Below are 23,099 nucleotides of genomic sequence, written 5' to 3'. Positions count from 1 at the left end.
CGATGGCACGCTTCTTTATCGATCGCCCGATCCTAGCCTGGGTCTTTGCGATCTTCATCTCCCTCGCCGGTCTGATCGCGCTGCCATTCCTGCCGGTTGCGCAATATCCGAAGGTCGCGCCGCCGCAGCTCAGCATCACTACCAGCTATCCCGGCGCATCGCCGCAGGACATTTATCAGGGCGTCACTCGCCAGATCGAAGAAGAGCTGAATGGGGTCGAGCACCTTTCCTATTTCGAGTCGACCTCCGATACATCGGGTGCGATGACCATCACCGCGACCTTTGCGGCCGGAACCGATATCGACCAGGCCTCGGTCGACGTTCAGAACGCCATCCGCCGCGTCGAACCGCGACTGCCGCAATCCGTCAAGGATCAGGGCATCACGGTCGAGGAGGCATCGTCAGGCTTCTTGATGTTCATCTCGCTGACCTCGACGGATGGGAAGACCGACGAGGTGGCACTCGGCGACTATCTCAACCGAAACGTCATCGGCGAGCTGCGCCGTCTCGAGGGCGTCGGCCGTGCCCAGCTGTTTGCGTCGCAGCGGGCGATGCGCATCTGGATCGATCCCGACAAGATGGTCGGCCTGAACCTGACAGCATCCGACATCAGCGCGGCAATCTCGGCGCAGAACGCCCAGGTCGCAGCTGGCCAGATCGGCGCAGCGCCCAATCCGATCTCGCAGGACCTGACGGCGACGGTGCTGGTGAAGGGGCAACTGACCGACATCAAGGAGTTCGGCGACATCGTGCTGCGCGCCAATGCCGACGGATCGAACGTCAGGCTACGCGATGTCGCGCGCATCGAAGAGGGCAGCGAGAGCTACAGCTTCTCTACCCGCTTGAACGGGCAGCCGAGTGCGGCCATTGCCATCCAGCTGTCGTCGACGGGCAATGCCGTCAATACGTCTAACCTGGTCAAGGCGAAGATGGAGGAGCTCTCACGCTTCTTCCCTGACGGCGTCGAATATTCCGTTCCCTATGATACCAGCCCGTTCGTCTCGGCATCGATCGAGAAGGTGGCGCATACACTCGCAGAAGCCGTCGCGCTCGTCTTCGTCGTCATGCTTATCTTCCTGCAGAGCTTCCGCTACACCATCATTCCAACGCTCGTCGTGCCCGTCGCGCTGCTCGGGACGCTTGCTGTCATGTTTGCCGCAGGCTTCTCGATCAACGTACTGACAATGTTCGCGATGGTGCTTGCCATCGGCATTCTCGTCGACGACGCCATCGTGGTGGTGGAAAACGTCGAGCGGCTGATGGCGGTGGAAGGGCTGTCACCGAAGGAAGCGACCAAGAAGGCGATGCGGCAGATCACCGGCGCGATCCTCGGGATTACGCTGGTTCTCTCCTGCGTCTTCGTGCCAATGGCGTTCTTCCCAGGCTCCACAGGCATCATCTACCGTCAGTTCAGTCTGACCATGGTCGTATCCATCCTGTTTTCGGCCTTCCTGGCGCTGTCGCTGACCCCGGCGCTTTGCGCCACTTTCCTGAAGCCGATCAAGGGTCATCACGAAAAGAAGGGCATCGCCGGCTGGTTCAACCGCAACTTCGACCGACTGACCGGCCGTTATGCCCGCACCGTCGAGGGACTGGCCAAGCGCTCCTGGCGGGTCATGGCCGTCTATGTCGCGCTGCTCATCGGCCTTGGCTATCTTTTCGTCAACCTGCCGAGCAGCTTCGTGCCGGATGAGGATCAGGGCTTCCTGATCGTCGACGTGCAGGGACCGCCGGAGGCGAGCCGCAACCGCACGGTGGCCTCGCTTGAAAGCATCGAAGCGATCTTCAAGAAGGAACCGGCCGTTGCCAACGTCGTTGCGATCCAGGGCTTCAGCTTCTCGGGGCAGGGACCGAACGCCGCCCTGGTGTTCGTCACGCTCAAGGACTGGGCCGAACGCGGCGCCGGCAATTCGGTACAGGAGATCTCCAACCGCACCAACTTGCAGCTATTTGGACTGAAGGACGCCACATCCTTCGCGTTGTCACCGCCGCCGATCGAAGGGTTCGGCACGACCAACGGCTTCACCTTCCGCCTTCAGGATCGCGGGGCGAAAGGCCAGGCGGCACTGACCGAGGCGGCGGGAATGCTGATCGGCAAGGCATCGCAGAACCCCATCATATCAGGCATCCGACCGGAAGGCATGCCGGACTCGGCCCAACTCGTGCTCGTCATCGACCGCGAAAAGGCAAATACCTTCGGCGTCGCCTTCGCCGACATCAACAGCACGATCACCGCCAATCTCGGCTCGAGCTATGTCAACGACTTCCCGAATTCGGGCCGCATGCAGCGCGTCATCGTGCAGGCGCAGGACAAGAGCAGGCTTCAGGCGGAAGACCTGATGAAGCTCAATGTCCGCAATACGAGCGGCGGCATGGTGCCGCTGTCGTCCTTTGCCGTCGCCGAATGGCAGAAAGGGCCGGCTCAGATCGTCGGTTATAACGGCTACCCTTCCGTGCGCATTTCGGGCGCTCCGGCGCCTGGATATTCATCGGGCGCGGCAATTGTCGAAATGGAGCGGCTGGCCTCGGAACTTCCCGACGGCTTCGGCTTCGAATGGACCGGCCAGTCGCTGGAGGAGCTGAGATCGGGATCGCAGGCGCCGTTCCTGTTCGGCCTCAGCATCCTTTTCGTCTTCCTGCTGCTGTCGGGGCTTTACGAGAGTTGGTCCATCCCGTTGTCGGTGATGCTGGTCGTGCCGCTCGGCGTCATCGGCTGCGTGCTCGCGGTGATGAGCCGCGACATGTCCAACGACATCTACTTCAAGGTCGGCCTGATCGCGATCATCGGACTGTCGGCAAAGAACGCCATCCTGATCGTCGAATTCGCCAAGGACGGTTTTGCCGAGGGCAAATCGCTGATGGATGCCGCGATCGAAGGCGCTCGTCTGCGCTTCCGGCCGATCATCATGACCTCGCTCGCCTTCACTTTGGGCGTGGTGCCTCTGGCGATCGCCACCGGCCCAAGTGCGGCGAGCCAGAATGCCATCGGCACGGGCGTGCTCGGCGGCATGATCTCGGCGACGGTGTTGGCGATCTTCTTCGTTCCCGTCTTCTTCGTCTTCGTGCTGCGTCTCTTGAGGACGAAGCGGCCGGAGACTGTAAACGAGGAGGCGCCGGCCGGGCAGGAGGCTGCACCGGTGACGTCGCCGACCTGAGGTGAAGAGTTGGAGGGTCGCCTTGCGCAACTCGCCACACCTTTGCGCGGTTGGATTTCAGGAATTATGCCTTTGGCTTCGGCGTGATCGTCACGTCGGCGCCATAGGCATCGCGCAGTTCACCTTCCTGTCCCGGCTGCCGGTCGGCGGCCTGATGCAGCAGGATTGACTCGTATCCTTGCGAGCGCGTCCCCTCGATCAGCGTGATATCGGCGTTTCCAGGATTGTCGGAGCGCTCGAACCACTCGACAGGGCGGTGCAGGAAGTTCATTTCGACCGCCCGGTTGGTGACGCCATGACCGACGATCACGAGGTTGTGGTCGCTATTTTCGGCGTCGTGCATGACGGTCTGGAGGAATAGGCGCACCCGCTGCGCCACATCCGCCCGGCTTTCGCCATCCGGCGGCCGTGCGTAGAACTTGCCGCTGTTGCTGCGCAGCCTTGCCCATTTTTCGAACTCCTCGGGAAACTTCTGCTTCTGTTCGGCGTGGTCGTAGATTTCGGTGAAGAGACCGAAATCCTGCTCGCGCAGCAGATAATCCTCCCTGATATCGCCGACGAAGCTTTCCGGCAGGGCTTCGAGCAGCGCATCTTTGCTCTGCCGGGTCCTGAGAAAGGGCGAATACCAGATATGCAGCTTGCCGAAACCCGCGCTCGGCAATGCTTGCAGGTAGGAGGCGATCACGCCGCCTGCTTCGAGAGCCTGCCGATGGCCCCATCGCGTCAGCGGCACGTTGTGATCGCCGAATTGGCGGTAAGCCTGTTCGTTGATGTTGCCGAGGGATTCGCCATGGCGAACGAGAAAAAGACGCATCAGCCATCCCGCATTGTCGGATATGAATCGCCGCCATCATGAACGCCCTGAATGCGCAGGGCAACGTGGCCGGCAGGCCTGGCAGCGACGGCCATGCGGCCGCGCGGCGACAGGCATTCTGCCAGCGCGGGATGATCGGGTTTGCAGCGCTTTTCCGCACCTTGTCATCTTCCTGAAACACGAGTCTGATTTTGGAAGGTTAGATGAAAGATGGGACATGAGCGGCAGCTCGTGAAAGACATGATGGAACCCAGACATTTCCGCACGCTCTTCATTTCCGATGTCCATCTCGGCTCGAAGGCCGCGAAGGCCGACTTCCTGCTGGATTTCCTGCGCCACCACGAGGCCGATACGATCGTGCTCGTCGGCGACATCGTCGACGGCTGGCGCCTGAAGCGCAGCTGGTACTGGCCGCAGGTCTGCAACGATGTCGTCCAGAAGCTGTTGCGCAAGGCGCGCAAGGGAACGCGCGTCGTCTATATTCCCGGCAATCACGACGAATTCCTGCGCGCCTTCCCGGGCATGCATTTCGGCGGCATCGAGGTCGTCGAGCGCATGATGCATGACGGCGCCGACGGCAAGAAATACCTGATCCTGCATGGTGACGAGTTCGACGTCGTGGTCCGCAATGCGCGACTGCTCGCCTATCTCGGCGACTGGGCCTATGACACGGCGATCCGCATCAACATCATCCTGGCGGCAGTGCGCCGCCGGCTCGGCATGCCCTACTGGTCGTTCTCGGCCTGGGCGAAGCTCCAGGTCAAGCATGCCGTCAACTTCATCGGCGAATTCGAGCGCGTCGTGGCCGAGGAAGCCCGCAAAAACGGCGCCGACGGGGTGATCTGCGGACATATCCATCATGCCGTGATCCAGGACATGGACGGCATCCGCTACATCAACACCGGCGATTGGGTGGAAAGCTGCACGGCGGTCGCCGAACACGAGGACGGCACGTTCGAACTGATTACCTGGCGGTCGCTCGCCAGCAGCGTGCCGGCGCTTGTAGCCATCGAAATGCACGACGAGGGTGAGCTGGCCCCGCAGGCCGCCTGATTTTTCCGCTCGCGCTTTACAGCGCCGCGTGTCTTTTCGGATGCGCAAACGACGCTGTAGCATTTTGAAATTTTGCAGTAGGAATTTAGCCGTTACCGCAAGGCGACAGGCCCTATTTATATTCTAAAACGTTTCAGAACGGCTATTTCTCGCAATAGTCGCCTCCAGGGTGGTGTGTTAGGACAACAACGAGTTTCCTTCAGGTCCATCATGATTCCCGCTCAAAATTCCCCGACGGGTGAGGGAGCGCCGCCGCGCTTCCGATTGCTCAGCGCGCTTTCCTATTGCGCGCCGCTGCTCGTCAACGGCATCGTCCTGCCGTTCTTCCCCGTCTGGCTTGCGGGCCACAGCTTCAGCGACCACGAAATCGGTGTGATCCTGGCCGTTCCGATGGTGGTGCGCGTGCTGGTGGCGCCTGTTGTCGCCATGATCGCCGACCGGATGAAGGAGCGCGCCGACGTGCTGCTCTGGTCAGGCAGCCTGTCGCTGCTGACGGCGGTAGCACTCTACTGGACGACGACTTTCTGGCCTGTCTTCATCGTCTTTACGCTGCAGGGCGCCACCTTCGCGCCCTATGTGCCGGTCGTCGAATCGATCGTCATATCGGGCGTGCGCCGCTGGGGTCTCGATTACGGATCGATGCGGGTCTGGGGCTCGATCGCCTTCATCGTCTCGACGCTGGTCGGCGGCCAGTTAATCAACCGGTGGGGCGGCGGGATGGTGCTTGATGTCATGGCGTTCGGCTTTATCATGACCGTGGTCATGGCGATCTTCTGTCCGCGCATCGGGCCGACGCGCCGCCGCGGCCAGCCGATCGATCTTCCGGCCGCCACCGGCAGCGGCCTGCGTGAGCCGCACCTGCTGCTGCTCTTGATTGGCGTCGCCATCCAGCAATCGAGCCATGCGGTGCTCAACGCCTTCTCCTCGATCTACTGGCATCACCTCGGCTTTTCCGGCACCGAGGTCGGCCTGCTCTGGAGCACCGGCGTCGCTTCGGAAGTGACGGTGTTCTTCCTGTCGAAGCGCCTCAGCCGTCGCTTCGACGCCTGGACGCTGATCCGCTTCGGCTGCGCCATCAGCGTCTGCCGCTGGATCCTATTTCCGATGAATACGGGCTTTGCCGGTTTCTTCCTGCTGCAATGTTTCCATGGCTTTACCTACGCCTTCGTGCATACCGGCGTGCAGCGGCGGATCGTGGCGACGGTGCAGGAGACGCAGGAATCCTCGGCGCAGGGCGCCTATTTCTTCTATGTCGGCATGGCGATGGCGCTGATGACCCTGGCGTCGGGTTATCTCTACGCCTCGCTCGGCGTCGTCAGCTATTACGTCATGGCGGTAGTGGCGTTCGCCGGCCTCTGCCTCGTCATTTCAGCCTACTATCTTCAGCCCCAAAGGCTAGTTTCGGGCGGAAAGACCAGGGAAGCGGCGTAACGCAGACCGGGTTCGCGATCGCGGGCAAGCAGCAGCGGACCGTCGAGATCGACGAAGTCGGCATTCTGGGCGAGCAGAACGGCGGGCGCCATGGCAAGCGAGGTGCCGACCATGCAGCCGATCATGATGCTGAATCCAAGCCGTTCGGCCTCGGCCTTCATCGACAGCGCCTCCGTCAGGCCGCCAGTCTTGTCGAGCTTGATGTTGATCGCGTCGTAGCGGTCGGCAAGGCTTGCGAGATCGCCGGTGTGGTGGACGCTCTCGTCGGCGCAGACGAGGAGCGGGCGGCGGATTTCGGCGAGCAGCCCATCGCGGCCGGCCGGCAGCGGCTGCTCCACGAGGGCGATGCCTGCTTCCGCGGCGATATGGAGATGGCGCTCCAACACAGCTTCCGGCCAGCCCTCATTGGCGTCGAGAATGATTTCGGCATCGGGCGCGGCGGCGCGGACGGCGCGGATGCGGCTTTCATCGTCGCCAGTGCCCACCTTGACCTTCAGCAGGGCGCGGCCGGCATGCTCGCGCGCCTGGGCGGCCATCACCTCCGGCTCACCGAGCGAGATGGTGTAGGCGGTGGTCAGCGGCTTCAGATCGGCAAGGCCGAGGCGGTCGGCGACGCTGTCTCCCGTCCGCTTCGCCTCGAGATCCCAGAGGGCGCAATCGACGGCGTTGCGGGCCGCACCCGGCGGCATTGCCGCCAGCAGGTCGCGGCGCGAAATGCCGGCCTCGATCAGCGGCCGCGCCGCCTCGATCTGGGCGAAAACGCTCTCCATGGTCTCGCCGTAGCGGCGGTAAGGCACGCATTCGCCGAGCCCGCGCGCACCCGCTTCGATAAGCGTGCAGGTGATGACCTCGGCTTCGGTCTTTGCCCCGCGCGAGATGGTGAAGGTCCCGGCAATCGGAAAGGAATTCATCTGGATATCGAGGGTACGCGGCATTATTGCTCTCCTGCGAGCATGGAAATTGGACGGTGCTTCTGTATATTGACGCGCCGGGCGACGATCTGCTTCGCGATTCGGCAATGTCGCTGTAAGCCTTGAAAGACACAAGTATCTTGAACGCCGAGAATCGCAACGCCGCCTCCCTTGATGTGGACGACCAGGCTGATGGCTCGGGACAGCGTGTGCGTCTTCAGGGCAATTGGCGCAGCGCCTACATCCACCTGGTGCTACGCGATTTCGAAAAGCTCCTGCAGAAGAAGACCGGCGACCTGACGGTAGACCTCTCGGATATTTCGGAGATCGACACCGCCGGCATCTGGCTGCTGTGCCGGCTGAAGAAGCAAGAAGAGGCTGGCGGGCGGACGGTTCGCTTCGAAGGCACCAACTCGCATATCGACGAAATGCTGGAGATGTTTTCCGAGGAGCCGGCCAAGCCCGAGCCGGAGCAGGTGGAGAAAGTCTCGCTTGCCGCGCGCATCTTCGCGCCGATCGGCAAAATGACCTACGAGGTCTGGGACAATTTCGCCGCCGCCATGTATATCCTCGGCTCGGCGGTGCGCGGCGCGCAGATGAAGTTCGGCCGCGGCAGCGGCGTTTCGCCGGCCTCCATCGTCAACCAGATCGACCATATGGGGGTTCGCGCCGTTCCGATCATTCTGTTGATGTCGTTTCTGATCGGGGCGATTATCGCCCAGCAGGGCGCCTTCCAGCTGCGTTACTTCGGCGCGGAGGTTTTCGTCGTCGATCTCGTCGGCATCCTGCAATTGCGCGAAATCGGCGTGCTTCTGACGTCGATCATGATCGCCGGCCGTTCGGGCAGCGCCATCACCGCCGAAATCGGTTCGATGAAGATGCGCGAGGAGATCGACGCGCTGAAGGTGATGGGGCTGAACCCGATCGGCGTGCTGATCTTCCCGCGGCTGGTGGCGTTGACGATTGCGCTGCCGCTTTTGACGGTGCTGGCGAATTTCGCTTCGCTGGGCGGGGCTGCCGCTGTCGCCTGGGGTTATTCCGGCATCACCTTCGCCAACTTCCTGTCGCGCCTGCACGAGGCGGTGACACTCTCGACTGTGCTCTCAGGCATGATCAAGGCGCCGTTCATGGCACTCGTTATCGGCATCGTCGCCGCCGTCGAGGGGCTGAAGGTTGGCGGCAGCGCGGAATCGCTCGGCCAGCATGTGACGGCCGCGGTGGTCAAGGCGATTTTCGTCGTCATCCTGATGGACGGACTTTTTGCGATGTTCTATGCAGCGATCGACTTTTAGCATGGCGGACCGCGTGGACGAGAAACCGATCGATACGGAAGACAAGGACGAAAGGGACATCGTGCTGTCGGCGCGCGACGTCACCGTCGGCTTCGGCTCCAAGGTCGTGCTCGACAATCTCAACCTCAATATCTACCGCGGCGAGATCCTCGGTTTCGTCGGCGCGTCTGGCACCGGCAAATCGGTGTTGATGCGCACGGTGCTCAGGCTGCTGCCGCGCCGCTCCGGCACGATCAAGATCCTCGGCCAGGATTTCGACGAGCTCGACGAGCCGCAGCGCAACGCGCTCGACATGCGGCTCGGCGTGCTGTTCCAGCAGGGAGCACTGTTCTCGTCGCTGACGGTCAAGGAGAACATCCAGGTGCCGATGCGCGAATATCTCGACCTGCCGCGCTCGCTGATGGACGAACTGGCGCATCTGAAGATCCGCATGGTCGGGCTTGCGGCTGATGCCGCCGACAAATACCCGTCCGAACTGTCAGGCGGCATGATCAAGCGTGCCGCCCTTGCCCGCGCGCTGGCGCTCGATCCGGAACTCGTCTTCCTGGACGAACCGACTTCGGGTCTCGACCCGATCGGCGCGGCCGAATTCGACGAACTGATCGCCAACCTGCGCGATAGTCTGGGACTGACCGTGTATATGGTCACGCACGACCTCGACAGCCTGTTTTCGGTCTGCGACCGTATTGCCGTGCTCGGAAAGAAGCGGGTAATGGTGGAAGGCACGATCGACGATATGCTGGCCTATGACGATCCGTGGGTGCAGGCCTATTTCAAGGGTAAGCGGGCGCGGTCGATCGTGCCGCAGGACGATGGCGCGCGGCACGGCAGCAGCGGGAAGTGACCGGATAAGATGGAAACCAAAGCCAATTACACGATTGTCGGTTTTTTCACGGTGCTGGTGATCGCGGCTGCCTTCGGCTTCGTCTACTGGATGGCTGAATATGGCCGCGGCGGCCCGATGACGGAGTTGATCGTTCGTATTCCGGGCTCGGCCAACGGCCTCAGCGTCGGCTCGCCCGTGCGCTTCAACGGCATCCAGATCGGCTCGGTGCAGACGCTGTCGATCGATGCCGACGATCCGCAATATTCGCTGGCCTTCACCCAGGTCCGTACCGATGCGCCGATTTACCCCTCCACCAAGGCAGCCCTTGAAATCCAGGGTTTGACCGGGGCTGCCTATATCGAACTCTCGGGCGGCCGCAAGGGCGAGGAAAGCATACTCCAGCATGCGATCGACAATAACAAACGCGCCGTCATCGTCGCCGACCAGTCGAGCGTCACCAATCTTCTGGCGACGGCCGACAAGATCCTCGATCGGGCCAACGACGCGGTCGGCGAACTTCAGGGTTTCATCGAAGATTCGCGCGGGCCGCTGACCGAGACTTTCAAGAATGCCGAGACGTTCTCGGATGCGCTTGCCAAGAATTCCGGCAATATCGACGCCTTCCTGCAGAGTGTGGGTGAGCTCTCCAATACGGTGAAGGCCGTGTCCGGCCGCGTCGATTCGACGCTTCAGGCCGTCGAATCGCTGGTCAAGGCGGTCGATGCGCAGAAGATCGACAACATCGTCTCCAATGCCGAGAAGATCACCGCCAATGTCGCCGATGCCTCAGGCGACCTCAAAGGGGCGATCCAGAAGTTCGACCAGACGGCCACCACCTTCAACGATTTCGGCAAGCAGGCGCAGGCGACGCTCGATCGCGTCGATACGCTCGTTGCCCAGATCGATCCGGCGAAGGTGAAGGGCTCTGTCGACGACATCGCGCAGGCAACCAAGGATGCGCGTACCGCCGTCGCCTCGATCCGTGATGTCGCCAACACCGTTTCGCTGCGCCAGAAGGACATCGACCAGACGATCCAGGACGTCTCTCAGCTTGCCAACAAGCTGAATTCGGCGTCGACCCGAATCGACGGCATTCTCATCAAGGTCGATGCGCTGCTCGGAACCGACAATACACAATCACTGTTTGCCGAGGCGCGCAATACGCTGGAATCCTTCAAGAAGGTGGCCGACAACCTGAATTCGCGGATCGGGCCGATCGCCGACAATCTGCAGAAATTCTCGAGCGGTGGCTTGCGCGACGTGCAGACTCTCATCAATGACATGCGCGGAACCGTGAGCAATCTGAACGATACGATCAGCAACTTCGACCGCAATCCGCAACGCCTGATCTTCGGCGGGGACACGGTCAAGCAATATGACGGCCGGACGCGGCGTTAAACTTGGGAAGTCAGGGGTAGCCTAATATGGTCGCATCGCATCTGTTGTCGCGCCGTTCTTGGATCAGGGGAACGGTGATCGCGCTGCCGCTGACGGCGCTGATCCTTTCCGGGTGCGGCACCGCGGCCAAGAACGATACTTATGATCTTTCCGCCGCCGTCGACGGCAGCGGACCCGCGGCCAAATCCCGCCAGATCCTGATCGCCAGCCCGACGGCGCTAAGGTCGCTCGACAGCGAGCAGATCGTCATCCGTGTTTCGCCGTCGGAAATCCAGTATCTCTCAAAGGCGCAGTGGGGCGACAAGCTGCCGCGCATAGTGCAGTCGAAGCTGGTGGAAGCCTTTGAGAACTCCGGCAAGCTCGGCGGCGTCGGCATGCCGGGGCAGGGGCTGGCGATCGACTACCAGGTCGTCACCGATATCCGCTCCTTCGAAATCGATGCTTCGAACGGCAATCAGGCGGTGGTCGAAATTTCCGCCAAGATCCTCAACGACCGCAACGGCTCGGTGCGCGCCCAGAAGGTGTTCCGCGCCATGGCGCCGGCCGGCGGTGACAATGAAGGCTTCGTCAAGGGGCTCGACCGCGCCTTCTCCACGGTTGCCTCCGAGATCGTCTCGTGGACGCTACCCTTGATCTGACCGGCGTTTGCACGACGGCGCCTCGATCCGCGCCTTGCCGGTTTTTTGAAAAATATCGACGCTAATGACATTAAGATCGTCGTCGTATTCAGTTTCTTCATGAATTTATGGAACCGATCATGCGGTCCCTTTCAGGAGGAATGCTGCATGGTGGTTGCACGAGTCTTCGGGAAATCGTCATCGGAGGCGATCCAACGCGAAAACGAACGCCTGGCTGCGCTGCAACAGCTCGATTTCCTCGACACTCCGAGGGACGAGGGATTCGAGCGGATCGTACGCCTGATAAAGGAGATTTTTTCCATCGACATCGGCATCGTGTCGCTGATCGATGCGCATCGGCAGTGGTACAAGGCTTGTTCCGGCCTTTCAGCCGACGAGGTGTCGCGAGAAGACACGTTCTGCCGCTACGTCATCGACTGTGAAAGGCCTGTTGTTGTGCAGGACGCCACCAAGGACTCGCGGTTTTCACAGCATCCTGCCGTGACAGGCGAGGACAATATTCGCTTTTATGCCGGTGTGCCGTTGAGGACAAAGGCCGGACACATGATTGGAACGGTATGCGCGATCGACCGCAGGCCCAGATCGTTCGGCAACAGAGATCTCGGCATTCTCGAGGAACTGGCGGGGGCCGCGATGGACCGCATCGAGCTCATGCAGTCGGCCGCCATCGACAGCCTGACCGAGGCGATGACGCGGCGCGCCTTCAGGCAGGAGGCCGATCAGCTCATTTCGCTCGCTTTGCGGCACCAGCACGACCTGTCGTGCATCGTCTTCGATATCGATCATTTCAAGCGGGTGAACGATACGCACGGGCATGCTGCCGGAGACGAGGTCCTCAAGATGGTCGCATCGATCTGCAAGACGGCTCTTCGAGCCGGTGACCTGTTTGGCCGGCTTGGCGGCGAGGAATTCGGCGTGATCCTGCCGCATGTCGATCGGGAAGGCGCTGTCGCAGCCGCCGAAAAACTCAGAGCCGCCATCGCCTCTGAGATCATTCACGGCGATCATGGCGCCCTGACCGTCACAGCCAGCTTCGGAACGTCGGCACTTTCAATCGTCAGCAAGGAGATCGAGACCCTGCTGGCTCAGGCGGATGCGGCGATGTATCAGGCCAAGCATGGCGGACGGAACCGTTGCGTGTCGTGGAGTTCCATCCATGCCGATCACGCCATTGGTGCGCGACGGCGCGTGCTGAAGGCGGGTTCGATCCTGTTCAACAATCGGCGTTCGACCATCGACTGCACCGTCAAATCCATCGGCTCGGAGAGCGCCGGCATTTCAGTCTCCAATACATCAGGCATTCCTTCGGAATTCATCCTGGCTATCAGAGGCGAAGGATTCGAAACGAATTGCAGGGTGATCGCGCAAGACCGGCAGCATCTGGAAGTGGCTTTCAGGTAACCTGTCGACGGGTCTCCGCTCATCGATCTATTTCGTCGGTTGCGAATCCGTCATCGTTGCTCCCGGCTGATTGCCTGGTATCGTGGAAGCTGTGGCGTTTGATGACGGCGACAGGGTGCTGTCCAGCAAGCTTGCCATCTTATCGTCGCGTATGCTCGCGGTCTTTTCGCCCATGACGACGCCCACCACGCGGCGGCCATCCTTCAGGGCCGAGGTCACGACGTTGTAGCCCGATGCATCGGTGTAGCCTGTCTTGATGCCGTCGACGCCATCATAGCGATACATGAGGTTGTTGTGGCCGCGCAGCTTCATGCCGCGGAATTGGAAGCCGCGCATGGAGAAGAGCTTGAACTCCTCGGGGAAGTCCCGCATCAGCGACACGCCGAGGGTCGCCATGTCCCGCGCCGTGGTGACCTGCTCCGGATCGGGAAGGCCCGACGGGTTCTTGAAGACCGTATCCTTCATACCGAGCTGGCGCGCCTTGTCGGTCATCGTCTTGGCGAAGGCCTGTTCGGTGCCGCCGAGCTGTTCGGCAATCGCCACAGCCGCATCATTGGCGGAGAGCACGACGACTCCTTCGACAGCTTCGCGCAAGGTCACCTTGCGGCCAACGCCGACGGCGAGCTTGAAGGGCTCCTTGCTCTCGGCATTTTCCGACATGGTGAGCTTCTGGTCCCAGTTGAGGCGTCCGTCATGCAGGGCTTCGAAGGCGAGATAGAGCGTCATCATCTTGGTCAGCGACGCCGGATAGTTCAGATCGTCCTGATTGGAACCTTCGAGGACCTGGCCGGACTGGGCATCCACGACGAAGCTTGCCTGGCCTGCCTGAACCTGAGTGAAAGCGCCCATCAGGAAAAAGGAAGAGAGCGCGGTGGCAAGGAGCCGGGATGTCGTCTTGGTCATCAATGTTGCTGTCTCTGTCGTTTGGATGGCGGAGTGAGCCGTTCTGTTTGAATATGAGCGGATCAGAAAAGTTTGTGACGGAATGAAGGACAGCGGGCAATAAAAAAGGATCTTCCACAGCTCATTCCTTTTGTCTCATCCTCTTCGGTTTTGACAATGATGCGTACGGCACGTAGAAAACGCGCCATGAGCATGAAGCGCGCGCCCTTCTCCCGTCATATCAGCACCTGCCCGCGGGTTGCGATCGTGCGCGCTTTTGGCGGACGAGGTCTTCGCGTCCTGCTGTGACGTCAGGGCGCCAGGCGTCCGGCGCGCTGCTGGACGTAAAGCCCCTCACCACGTCAATCAAGGTTGCCAGGGAGACAGGCACCGTGCTCAATATTTATCATGTCAATTCGCTCGTCCATTGGGAGGAGCGCGAGATCCAGCTGCGCGATCATATGATCGGCTTCTTCTCGCAAGAGGTCCGTAGCTTCCTCAGATCCGTCAATCCGGCCTGGGATGTCAGGAGGGTCGAGGCGCCGGCGCTGATGCCGCGGTCGCTGGTTTCAAGTGCCTATTCGAACGCCGATATCTGGATCCAGGAACAGCTCTCCACCAGCGATACCGCGCTGGTGCTGCGACCGGAGACCACGCCGTCGACCTACGTCTACATGCAGCATATTCTCGGCAATCACTCGAAGACACGGCTGCCGCTTTGCGTCTGGCAGGCCGGCAGATCCTATCGTCGCGAGCAGGAACAGCCGAGCAAACACATGCGGCTGAAGGAATTCTGGCAGCTCGAATTCCAATGTGCCTTCACGGCCGACAGCGGCAACGACTATCACGCCGCCTGCCTTGAGCCGGTCCGCCGGATGATCGCATCGCTGATCCATCTGCCGACGCGGATCGTACCCTCCGACCGGCTGCCGGCCTATTCCGAGGTGACTGTCGATATCGAGGTCGACAATGGCGACAAGTGGCTGGAGGTCTGCTCGATCTCGCGACGCACGGACTTTCCGCAGCGCTACCGATCACAGCCGAAGAAGGGAGCGGCTATCGACCACGACGTGCTCGTGCTTGAGATCGCCATCGGCCTCGATCGTTGCGTCTACAACTGGAATATAGCGGCCGATCGATGAGATATCGGAAGCCGGGGCTGCCAAGCAGTCCCGGTTCTCCTGCAACCCGAAAATTTATGAAAAGGCTATCTCGGCGGCGGGACGGATTTCTACCGTCGCCTTGCCCGCATCGAAACCATCGAGTGTTTCATTGTGATGGGCAATGATCTCGGAGAAGGTGAGGGTCGCCGTGCCGCCGGTCGTGTGACCATCGGCAATCAACGTCACGTCATATCCCAGCGACACGGCACGTCTGACTGTCGTGTCGACGCAGAATTGTGACATGCATCCACCGATGACGAGGTGGGTGACCGACCGTTCGTCCAAGCGTTCGGCAAGATCGGTCTCGAAGAAAGAGTCGGCGCTTTTCTTGCGCACAACGACCTCGGCCTGTGTCGGCGCGATCTCGTCGCGTAGCGCCCAACCCGGCGTGCCGACAGCCAAGCGATGGCCGCTGTCGCCGTCGTGCTGAACGAGTACGATCGGCGCGCCCGCCTGCCGAGCTTTTTCCTGCGCGGCCAGCCGTGCGACCGTCTCGTCGAGTGCGGCATCAATATGAGGTTGCCGTTCCGGCGAGGCTTTTCCGGAGAGGATCGCATTCTGCACGTCGATGATCAGAAGGGCCTTCGTCATTTCGGGAGAGGCTTCCGTGGCTGGACGGTAAAGGGATAACGCTCGCCTTACAGAGCGAAAGCCGCCTGACACGTGTTCAAGCGGCTTTCCAATCGCGGGTACCAGTCAGGATCAGCCGAGCCTGCCTGCGGCATGAGCGAGCATGGTGTAGACCTTGCCCGTATCCGAGGTGAGGTAGGACTGCGTCACCGTGCGGTTCGGGTCGGTGCGGGCGACGTCGGCGAGCAGCTTTTCGAAATCGCCAATATAGCGGTCGACGGCGGTACGGAATTCCGGTTCGCGGTCATATTTGCGCTTGATCTCGTCGAAGGTCTGCTGGCCCTTCAGCGTGTAGAGGCGGCGGGTGAAGACGTCGCGCTCGCCGCGTTGATAACGGCGCCAGAGATCGACCGAGGCGTCGTGATCGATGGCGCGGGCGATATCGACCGAGAGCGAGTTCAGCGATTCGACGACGTGGCGCGGATTGCGGCTGTCATTGCTGCGCGCGGCCGGCGCGGCAGTTTCCGCCGGGCGGGCAGGAACACGGGCGGCCGCGGCCTCGTCGGCGGCGTCCTCACGCGATGCGCCACGCAGGAGATCGCTGATCCAGCCGCCGCTTTCCGGACGGGCCGGCTCTTGGCGACCTGTTTCCGGGCGAGCGGGGACAGGCTGCGGCGCGGCGCGCTGGGGGGCGGCAGCAGGCGCAGACGGCGCGATCGTTCCGCGCAGACCTGTCGCTTCGATCGGCGCCGGCGCTGCCGGCTGCTGCGGCTGGGCTGCGACCGGCTGGGCAGGACGCGGCGCCGGCTGCACCTGCGCGAGTGTGCGGGCGACCGGCTCGGAGATTTCGAGCTGCTGGCTGGAGCGGCCGACGAGTTGGGAGATATCCTGCAGAGCCTTGATCTGCTCGGCGACGGCCCGGCGCATGGCCGAGGCGCTTTCCTTGGCTTCCTCGGGGAGATCGAAGGCGCCGCGCTTCAGTTCGGCGCGGGTGGCGTCGAGTTCGCTGCGGATGTCGGCGGCGGAGCGGCGGATATCCTCTGTGGCGCCGGAGAAGCGGCCAACGGCATCATCGATCGCTTCGCGTAGCGCTTCGCGCATGTGCTGGGCGGCGCCGTCGGAGGCGCGGCCGGCTTCGCCGAGCATGCGCTCGACTTCCGACAGCGAGGCGGTGAGACCGCCGCGAATGCGATTGGAGAGATCGCCGGAGCGGCGCTCGACATTGGCGAAGGTGCCGTCGATCGTCGTATTGGCCTCGTCGCCGGCGCGGGTGATTGCCTCGCGCATCGTCTCTGCCGCCTCCTGGGCGCGCTTCTCGGTTTCGGTGAGAATGCGGCCAATATCGGCGAAGGAGGATTGCACGCCCTCGCGCAAATTGCCGGTAACCTGGCTGGAGCGTTGCTCTGCCCGTTCGAACACGGTCTCGATCATGCTCCCGAGGCCTTGCATGGTCTTTTCGATCTCCGCGGAGCGCGAGACGAGGCCGACCGAGAGCGTCTGCAGAGCGCTCTCGCGCTCCTCGAGCGTCGAGGCGAGGTTGGACTGGGCGGCGCCGAGAAGCTGCGAAGCCTGGGTCAGAACCTTGGAGTGTTCGTCGAAGCGGCCGATGATGCCGCCGACCTGCGCCAGCGTCTGGCCCGAAATGTCGGAGAGGCGGTCAACCTTGCCTTCGAGAAGCCTGGTCGAGGCGGAGACCATTTCGGCGGCCTTGGTGGCGGAGTCGGCAAAGCGCGTGGTGGTATCGCCGAGACGGCCGTCGACGCTGGCCAGCTGCTCGGCGGCGCGGTTCATCATCATCGCCATCGCCGCACTGCTTTCCGACATGCGCTCGACGAGGCCGTTGACGTTGCCGACCAGGCTGTTCTCAATGGCACTGACGGCATTGGCGACATTCTCGGTGCGGGCGGCAACGGCGCTGGCGAGCGCTTCGTTTTCGGCGCGCAGACGATCGGCGCTGAGGTTGGCGGCGGCGGTGATGCGGGCGGCGGCCTGCTCGCCGGCATCGGTGTACCGGTCGATGATCGGACGGGCCGTTTCGTCGAGGATGCGCGTCAATTCGACCGAACGGCCTGATAGCATCGAGTTGAGGTCGCGGGTGCGCTCTTCGAGCGTCGAGCGGATCGAGTTACCGCGTGCTTCGAGCGCCCGGTCGATGCCGGAGAACGTCGTATCGATCTCGCGGGCACGCTCCTCGAGATTGGTGCGAATGGCGCTGCTGCGAGCTTCGAGCGCCCGGTCGACATCCGCCATGGTGGCCGAAATCTCGCTGCCGGCGCCCGACAGTGTCGAGCGGATGGCGTTGCCGCGTGACTCCAGAGACTGGCCGGCATCCGACAGCACCTTGGAGATGGCATTGACCTGCGTACCGACGATGGTCTCGGCCTCGGCGACCTTGTTGACGATAGCGTTGCCGGCTTCCGAGAAGGTCTGGGCGACGGCAGCGGCCTGGCTTGCCAGCCGGTTCTGAGCTTCGGCGACGCGAGTGACGATCTGCGACGAGCGTTCATCCATGGTGCGGGTGAATTCGTCGCTTTTCACATTGAGATCCTCGGCGAATTGCTGGCCGGTCTTGCCAAGCAGTTCGGTGGTTCTCGTCGCTTCGCCTTCCATTCCCTGGGCCGCGTCGGCAACTGCGCTGCGCAGCGTCGAGGCGAGACCAGCGGCCTTGCCTTCGATGGTGCGGTTGACGGCCTCGAGGCCGACGGTCAACGCACGGTCCATCGTAGAGAGGCGTTCCTCGATGCGTTCATTGCCGCGGTCGAGCGTTTCGGCGAGGCTCGCGGTGCGGCCATCGATGGCGCCGGTCAGGCTGGTGGTGCGGCTGTCCAGCGTCTCGGCCAGATTGGCGGTGCGGCTGTCGATCGCCTGAGTGAGGTTTGCGGCACTGCCTTCGAGCGTCGCCGAGATGCGCTGTGTGGCGTCGTTGCTGAGCGCGCCGAGACGAGAGACGCCGTCGGCAAGCACGCCGGACAGCTGGCCGCTGGCCGCTTCGACCTTTTCGGCAACGCCGCCGACGCCGTCGCGGATGCGGGTCTCGATCGCCGCAAGACCGGCTTCCACACGCGATCCGGTTTCTTCAAAACGGCCCGTCAGGCTTTCGACCGACCGGTCGAGATGGGTGGACAAATCCTGGGTGGAGCTCGAAATCGCACTTGCCGCCTCCTGGAAGCGGCCGGCGATCTGGCCGGCGCCGGCATGCATGCGATCTTCCAATGTCTGGGCGCCGGCATCGATCGCCTGGCGGATCGCGGCCTCACGGTGCTCCAGCGACAATTCGAGCATGCCGACACTCGTCGCCACCGAGGTGCCGATGCTGGTCGCCTGTTCGGCCAGCGTATCGCTGATCAGCGCATGGGCCTGGTTCAGCGATAGGTCTATGGCGTTGGCGCGGTCTTCGAGCGTCGTGCGGATGCGCTCATGGGCAGAGGCAAGCCCGCCCTCGATGCGCGCCGCGGCCTCGTCGGCGAGGCCTCCGAGCCGCGTATGTGCATCGGTCAGGCGGCCTTCGATGCGGCCGGTCAAGCCGCCGACGAGATCCTCGAAGCGGGCGCCGCCGGCATCGAGAACGCCCGAGAGGGCGGCGCTATGCTCGGAAAGCGCATTTTCGAGCCGCTGCTGATTGTCGGTATAGGCGGTGCGGATCGCATCGGTCTTGTCGGAGAAGGCACCGGCGACTCGTGCCTCGGCACCGGAGACGGCCTCCATGATGGCGTTGCTGCGGGCTTCGAGCACGCTGTCGAAGCGGCTCTGGTTATCATCGAGCGAAATGGCGAGCGCCATGGTCTTTTCGTCGAGCGTATCGGTGAGCCGATCATGGGTTGCCGTCACGGCGCCGATGATCGCGGCGGTACGGTGGCCCAAGGCTTCCTCGAGGCGGGCCTGGCCTTCGCTCAGCGAGGTGGCGAGGTCGGCGGCCTTCTGGTCGAGTACACCGTTCAGGCCAACATGCGTGCCGGAAACCGCATTGGTGATCGCATCGGCGCCTGTTGTCAGCGTCTCCTCGAGACGGCTCTGGCTCTCATTCAGCGAGATGGCAAGCGCCATCGCCCGATCGTCGAGCGTCTCGGATAGGCGGTCGTGGGTGGCAGAGACCGCATTCAGGAAGGATTCCGAGCGGCTCTCCAGCGTATCCTGCAGGCGGCTCTGGCCCTCGTTCAGGGAGGCGGCGATCGCCGTCGCCTTTTCGTCGAGCGTTTCCGAGAGACGGTCGTGCGTGCCGGACACGGCCTTGAGGAAGGCTTCGGAGCGTGCTTCCAGCGTGTCTTCGATCCGCGACTGGCTCTCATTGAGCGAGATGGCGAGCGTCATCGCCTTCTCGTCCAGCGTCTCGGACAGACGGTCATGCGTGCCGGAGACCGCATTCAGCAGGGCCGCCGAGCGGGTTTCCAGCGTGTCTTCGATACGCGTCTGGGTTTCGTTGAGCGAGATGGCGAGTGCCATCGCCTTTTCGTCCAGCGTGTCGGAGAGGCGATCATGGGTGCCGGAGACGGCGTTCAGCAGGGCTGCGGAGCGGGTTTCGAGCGTATTCTCGATACGGGCATGGCCTTCGCTCAGCGAGGTGGCAAATGCTGCCGCCTTGCCGTCCAGCGTCTCGGAGAGGCGATCATGGGTGCCGGAGACGGCGTTCAGCAGGGCTGCGGAACGGGTTTCCAGCGTCTCCTCGATACGGGCCTGGCTCTCGTTCAAGGACATGGCGAGCGCCATCGCCTTTTCGTCGAGTGTCTCGGCAAGACGGTCGCGCGTGCCGGCTACGGTGTTCAGCAGTGCCTCGGCGCGCGTTCCGAGCGCATCCTCGATGCGGGCATGGCGCTCGTCGAGCGAGGTCGTAAGGGCCGCCGCCTTGCTGTCCAGCGTTTGCGATAGGCGATCATGCGTGCCGGACACGGCGTTAAGGAAGGCCTCGGAGCGGGTCTCGAGCGTATCCTCGATGCGGGCCTGGTTTTCGCTGAGCGAAATGGCGAGCGCCATCGCCTTCTCGTCGAGCGTCTCGGAGAGGCGGTCATGGGTGCCAGAGACGGCGTTCATCAGGGCAGCGGACCGAGTTTCGAGCGTGTCCTCGATGCGGGCCTGGCTTTCATTCAGGGAAATGGCAAGCGCCATCGCCTTTTCGTCAAGCGTCTCGGCAAGACGGTCATGGGTGCCGGAGACGGCATTGATGATAGCGTCGGAGCGGCTCGTCAGTGCTTCTTCGAAGCGGCCGTGATGGGTGGTCAATGCCTCCACAAGCGCGCCGCCGCGCTCTGCCATGACGTTGTCGATGCGACCGTGGGCCGTGCCGAGCGCCTCGCTGATTTCGGCCGCACGGGCGGTAAGCAGGCCGCTCAACTCCTCGGCGCGACCGCCGAAGGCAGTGGTCACCTGCTCGGTGCCAGCGGCAACAGCAGTCGTCAGATCGGTGGTGGTGGTGCGTAGCGTATCGCGGAATTCGGCCGAGCGTGTCTGAAGGTTGTTCTGCAGCTCGGAGGTGCCGGTCGCAAGCGCCAGCGCGATTTCCGAGGTGGCGCTTTGCAGCGCCGAGGTCAGCTCGCCGGTGCGGCTGGTGAGCGCGGTGGTGATTTCGTCCGCCCGGCTGCCGAGCGTGCTTTCCAGTACTTCGTGGCCGGTGGCGAGCGCAGTGGCGAGCGCCAGCGACTGGTCTGATATCGACGAACCGAGCCGGTCGATGCCGGAGCTCAAAATGCCGTCGATCGAATCCGAGCCGCCGGTCAGCGTCTCGTTGATACGGGCGAGGCTCTCCATCAGCTTGGTGTCGAGCGAGCCGGTGCGTTTGTCGAAGGCGCTGGTGAATTCGGAGACGCGTTCGTCGAAGGCGGTCGACAGCTGGGCGACGGTCGTCTGCAGCCGCTCCTCAAAGAAACCGGAGCGCACGTCGAGATCCATAACGGCGTCGTCGGCGGTGGTCTGCAGGCTCTGGCGGAAGCTTGCGCCCTTTTCGTCGAGCGCGCTGTTCAGCTTCGACAGCACGTCGTCGAGCGTGCCGCCGATGGTGCGTTCGCCTGACGTCAGGCTCTCATTGATCTCACGGGTGCGGGCTATCAGGATCTCGTTGAGCTGGTGCGTGCGCTCATTCAGCGCCGCATTCAGCTTTTCGGTGCTGCTGTCCATGGTCGAGGCGCGCGTCTCGAACTGGCTGAGTAGCCTTTCGCCATGATCGTTGAGATTGACGGAGAGGGCTTCGAGGCGGTTGTCGAATTCGGTGGCCAGCGCGAAACCCGAAGCGTTCAGGGTCTGCAGCAGGGTATCGGTCTTGGCTGCGAGCAGGCTGCCCATCGACTGCAGGGCGCTGTCCGATTTTTCCAGGATCGTCGCTGCGCGCGTATCGATCAACGAGGCGAAGGCTTCGCCCGATGTGGCAAGCCGCACCGCGATCTCTTCGGTCGCAAGCGACAGTTCTTCCTTCAACTGGTCGTGGACGCTGCCGATCGAGGTGCGGATACGGTCGGCATGGTTGACGATCGCCTCGCGCTCGGAGCCGAGTTCGTGGACGAGGCCGCGAACGCGCAACTCGTTGTCGGCATAAGAGCGTTCAAGCGCATTGACTTCGGAATGGACGAGCGTTTCCAGCTCGGAGGCACGCGCGATAGTGCGCTCAATGCCTTCATTCATGGCCGAGACCTCACGGCGCACGGCCTGGCCGACGGTCATGATGCGCTCGGAGGCGATGGTTTCCGGCTCTGCCAGACGCAACGCCACCTCTGCCATTGAGCGGGCGGCGTTGCGCATGTCCTGGGCACGGGAGATCATGATCGCGAAGGCATAGAACATCATCACGGGAATGATGATGCCGACGAGGCCGGCGATGACGCCGGGCAGGGCGACGAGATCGGCGAGCGAACGGATCTGCCAGATCTGCGGAGCATAAAGCAGCGACATCAGGCCGAGGCCGGCCATGACCCAAAGCACGGAAAACAGGGTGGCGGTGCGCACCGCCGAGCGGCTGGAGGCGCCGTCAAAGGATTTCAGGATCGAGGCGGGCGTATTGCGGCTGGCATCGTTGGCGGGCGCGAAAGCCGGACCCCTGGAAGCCTGCTCGCCGGCGGCACCGCGGCGGTTGCGGCGCTGCGCTTCTTCCTGGGCCTGCTGGTTACGCGCATTTACTGGGTCAGACACATTAGCCTCCGGGGCCTGGGGCGCGTCGCCGCGGCGAGACGGTACGTTATCCTTGCTGAAGTCGATCTGGAGTGCCTCGTCCAATGCCTTGAACGCCTTGTCCTCAATTGACTCATTATATTTATTGTTCGCCATTCGGTTATGCCTCGTTACTGTCAGCCAGTCCGACAGCGCATCCTGGGCTTCCGCCTCACCCGGGAACAACTTTGCCGTTCCAGCCCTCCATCCCAACGAAGGACGGATAAGCATGTCATTTCAGAGTAGATAGCCGCTTTTTCAAACGGAAGGTATCAAAACACTACCATTATCCACTCGCTCGGCAAAGGCGCGTACCATAAACCCGCTCCACCAGTATCGTAGTGACACATCTGGGCTCTTCACACAATTAATGAAGGCTTGAGATTCATGGCTCGTTAACTCGTTGTTAACACCTTTGAATCCTAGCTACGGCTTAA

15 protein-coding genes are annotated in these 23,099 nt (G+C 62.4%); 10 read left to right on the top strand and 5 right to left on the bottom strand.

Annotated elements, in window-relative coordinates:
- The first annotated feature begins 2 nt into the window (after nt 1-2).
- Entirely contained in the window at nt 3-3,155 is a 3,153-nt protein-coding gene (locus RlegSU303_RS12095; protein ID WP_131718568.1) for an efflux RND transporter permease subunit, read from the top strand.
- Nucleotides 3,156-3,219: 64 nt separating this feature from the next.
- Here RlegSU303_RS12095 and RlegSU303_RS12090 read toward each other — a convergent pair whose 3' ends face one another.
- Nucleotides 3,220-3,969 carry a histidine phosphatase family protein gene (locus tag RlegSU303_RS12090; RefSeq protein WP_131619822.1) on the bottom strand — a complete coding sequence of 250 codons (750 nt, stop codon included), beginning with the start codon at nt 3,967-3,969 and terminating at the stop codon, nt 3,220-3,222.
- A 38-nt stretch (nt 3,970-4,007) separates the two neighbouring features.
- Here RlegSU303_RS12090 and RlegSU303_RS12085 point away from each other — a divergent pair, with 38 nt between their 5' ends.
- From RlegSU303_RS12085 to RlegSU303_RS12075, 3 genes are all read left to right on the top strand, one after another.
- On the top strand, nt 4,008-4,145 hold the full coding sequence (locus tag RlegSU303_RS12085; protein WP_205928041.1) for a hypothetical protein: 138 nt from the start codon (nt 4,008-4,010) through the stop codon (nt 4,143-4,145).
- 34 nt (nt 4,146-4,179) lie between these two features.
- Nucleotides 4,180-5,022, top strand: a complete 843-nt coding sequence (locus RlegSU303_RS12080; protein WP_131718567.1) for a UDP-2,3-diacylglucosamine diphosphatase — start codon at nt 4,180-4,182, stop codon at nt 5,020-5,022.
- 210 nt (nt 5,023-5,232) lie between these two features.
- Nucleotides 5,233-6,453, top strand: a complete 1,221-nt coding sequence (locus RlegSU303_RS12075; protein WP_131718566.1) for an MFS transporter — start codon at nt 5,233-5,235, stop codon at nt 6,451-6,453.
- Here RlegSU303_RS12075 and dgcA read toward each other — a convergent pair.
- Nucleotides 6,405-7,388 carry an N-acetyl-D-Glu racemase DgcA gene (dgcA, locus tag RlegSU303_RS12070; RefSeq protein ID WP_131718565.1) on the bottom strand — a complete coding sequence of 328 codons (984 nt, stop codon included), beginning with the start codon at nt 7,386-7,388 and terminating at the stop codon, nt 6,405-6,407. The genes RlegSU303_RS12075 and dgcA overlap by 49 nt on opposite strands.
- A gap of 98 nt (nt 7,389-7,486) precedes the next feature.
- Between dgcA and RlegSU303_RS12065 the strand changes: the two genes are divergently transcribed.
- The 5 genes from RlegSU303_RS12065 (at nt 7,487) to RlegSU303_RS12045 (ending at nt 12,919) form a co-directional block, all read left to right on the top strand.
- Complete coding sequence (locus RlegSU303_RS12065) at nt 7,487-8,656, top strand: ABC transporter permease (RefSeq protein WP_172426278.1); 1,170 nt, start codon at nt 7,487-7,489, stop codon at nt 8,654-8,656.
- A 1-nt stretch (nt 8,657) separates the two neighbouring features.
- Nucleotides 8,658-9,500: an ABC transporter ATP-binding protein gene (locus tag RlegSU303_RS12060; RefSeq protein ID WP_020050174.1), complete on the top strand. Its 843-nt coding sequence runs from the start codon at nt 8,658-8,660 to the stop codon at nt 9,498-9,500.
- 9 nt (nt 9,501-9,509) lie between these two features.
- Entirely contained in the window at nt 9,510-10,880 is a 1,371-nt protein-coding gene (locus RlegSU303_RS12055; RefSeq protein ID WP_017960682.1) for an MlaD family protein, read from the top strand.
- A gap of 26 nt (nt 10,881-10,906) precedes the next feature.
- Nucleotides 10,907-11,518 (top strand): ABC-type transport auxiliary lipoprotein family protein, encoded by a 612-nt coding sequence (locus RlegSU303_RS12050; RefSeq protein WP_027667687.1) that lies wholly within the window; start codon nt 10,907-10,909, stop codon nt 11,516-11,518.
- Nucleotides 11,519-11,665: 147 nt separating this feature from the next.
- Entirely contained in the window at nt 11,666-12,919 is a 1,254-nt protein-coding gene (locus RlegSU303_RS12045) for a sensor domain-containing diguanylate cyclase (RefSeq protein ID WP_131718564.1), read from the top strand.
- Nucleotides 12,920-12,946: 27 nt separating this feature from the next.
- Here the strand turns inward: RlegSU303_RS12045 and RlegSU303_RS12040 are convergent, their stop codons facing one another.
- Nucleotides 12,947-13,822 carry a D-alanyl-D-alanine carboxypeptidase family protein gene (locus RlegSU303_RS12040; protein WP_094085831.1) on the bottom strand — a complete coding sequence of 292 codons (876 nt, stop codon included), beginning with the start codon at nt 13,820-13,822 and terminating at the stop codon, nt 12,947-12,949.
- A gap of 371 nt (nt 13,823-14,193) precedes the next feature.
- On the opposite strand from RlegSU303_RS12040, the gene RlegSU303_RS12035 reads away from it, so the two are divergent.
- Entirely contained in the window at nt 14,194-14,943 is a 750-nt protein-coding gene (locus tag RlegSU303_RS12035) for an aminoacyl--tRNA ligase-related protein (protein ID WP_131718563.1), read from the top strand.
- Nucleotides 14,944-14,997: 54 nt separating this feature from the next.
- On the opposite strand, the gene RlegSU303_RS12030 is transcribed toward RlegSU303_RS12035, so the two are convergent.
- Both RlegSU303_RS12030 and RlegSU303_RS12025 read right to left on the bottom strand, forming a co-directional pair.
- Complete coding sequence (locus tag RlegSU303_RS12030) at nt 14,998-15,555, bottom strand: cysteine hydrolase family protein (RefSeq protein WP_094085832.1); 558 nt, start codon at nt 15,553-15,555, stop codon at nt 14,998-15,000.
- Between the two features lie 111 nt (nt 15,556-15,666).
- On the bottom strand, nt 15,667-22,779 hold the full coding sequence (locus RlegSU303_RS12025) for an apolipoprotein A-IV repeat region-like domain-containing protein (protein ID WP_131718562.1): 7,113 nt from the start codon (nt 22,777-22,779) through the stop codon (nt 15,667-15,669).
- Between the last annotated feature and the right edge of the window lie 320 nt (nt 22,780-23,099).

It is taken from the genome of Rhizobium sp. SU303 (genome assembly GCF_021052345.1).
In the GTDB taxonomy this organism is placed as follows: Bacteria; Pseudomonadota; Alphaproteobacteria; order Rhizobiales; family Rhizobiaceae; genus Rhizobium; species Rhizobium laguerreae.
This window is presented reverse-complemented; position numbering and strand designations above follow the sequence as displayed.

What these genes read in the sequence shown, in the direction of transcription:
- RlegSU303_RS12095 (WP_131718568.1), top strand. Translation starts at nt 3, where the DNA reads ATGGCACGCTTCTTTATCGATCGCCCGATCCTAGCCTGGGTCTTTGCG.
- RlegSU303_RS12090 (WP_131619822.1), bottom strand. Translation starts at nt 3,969, where the DNA reads ATGCGTCTTTTTCTCGTTCGCCATGGCGAATCCCTCGGCAACATCAAC.
- RlegSU303_RS12085 (WP_205928041.1), top strand. Translation starts at nt 4,008, where the DNA reads ATGAACGCCCTGAATGCGCAGGGCAACGTGGCCGGCAGGCCTGGCAGC.
- RlegSU303_RS12080 (WP_131718567.1), top strand. Translation starts at nt 4,180, where the DNA reads ATGGGACATGAGCGGCAGCTCGTGAAAGACATGATGGAACCCAGACAT.
- RlegSU303_RS12075 (WP_131718566.1), top strand. Translation starts at nt 5,233, where the DNA reads ATGATTCCCGCTCAAAATTCCCCGACGGGTGAGGGAGCGCCGCCGCGC.
- dgcA (WP_131718565.1), bottom strand. Translation starts at nt 7,388, where the DNA reads ATGCCGCGTACCCTCGATATCCAGATGAATTCCTTTCCGATTGCCGGG.
- RlegSU303_RS12060 (WP_020050174.1), top strand. Translation starts at nt 8,658, where the DNA reads ATGGCGGACCGCGTGGACGAGAAACCGATCGATACGGAAGACAAGGAC.
- RlegSU303_RS12055 (WP_017960682.1), top strand. Translation starts at nt 9,510, where the DNA reads ATGGAAACCAAAGCCAATTACACGATTGTCGGTTTTTTCACGGTGCTG.
- RlegSU303_RS12050 (WP_027667687.1), top strand. Translation starts at nt 10,907, where the DNA reads ATGGTCGCATCGCATCTGTTGTCGCGCCGTTCTTGGATCAGGGGAACG.
- RlegSU303_RS12045 (WP_131718564.1), top strand. Translation starts at nt 11,666, where the DNA reads ATGGTGGTTGCACGAGTCTTCGGGAAATCGTCATCGGAGGCGATCCAA.
- RlegSU303_RS12040 (WP_094085831.1), bottom strand. Translation starts at nt 13,822, where the DNA reads ATGACCAAGACGACATCCCGGCTCCTTGCCACCGCGCTCTCTTCCTTT.
- RlegSU303_RS12030 (WP_094085832.1), bottom strand. Translation starts at nt 15,555, where the DNA reads ATGACGAAGGCCCTTCTGATCATCGACGTGCAGAATGCGATCCTCTCC.
- RlegSU303_RS12025 (WP_131718562.1), bottom strand. Translation starts at nt 22,779, where the DNA reads ATGGCGAACAATAAATATAATGAGTCAATTGAGGACAAGGCGTTCAAG.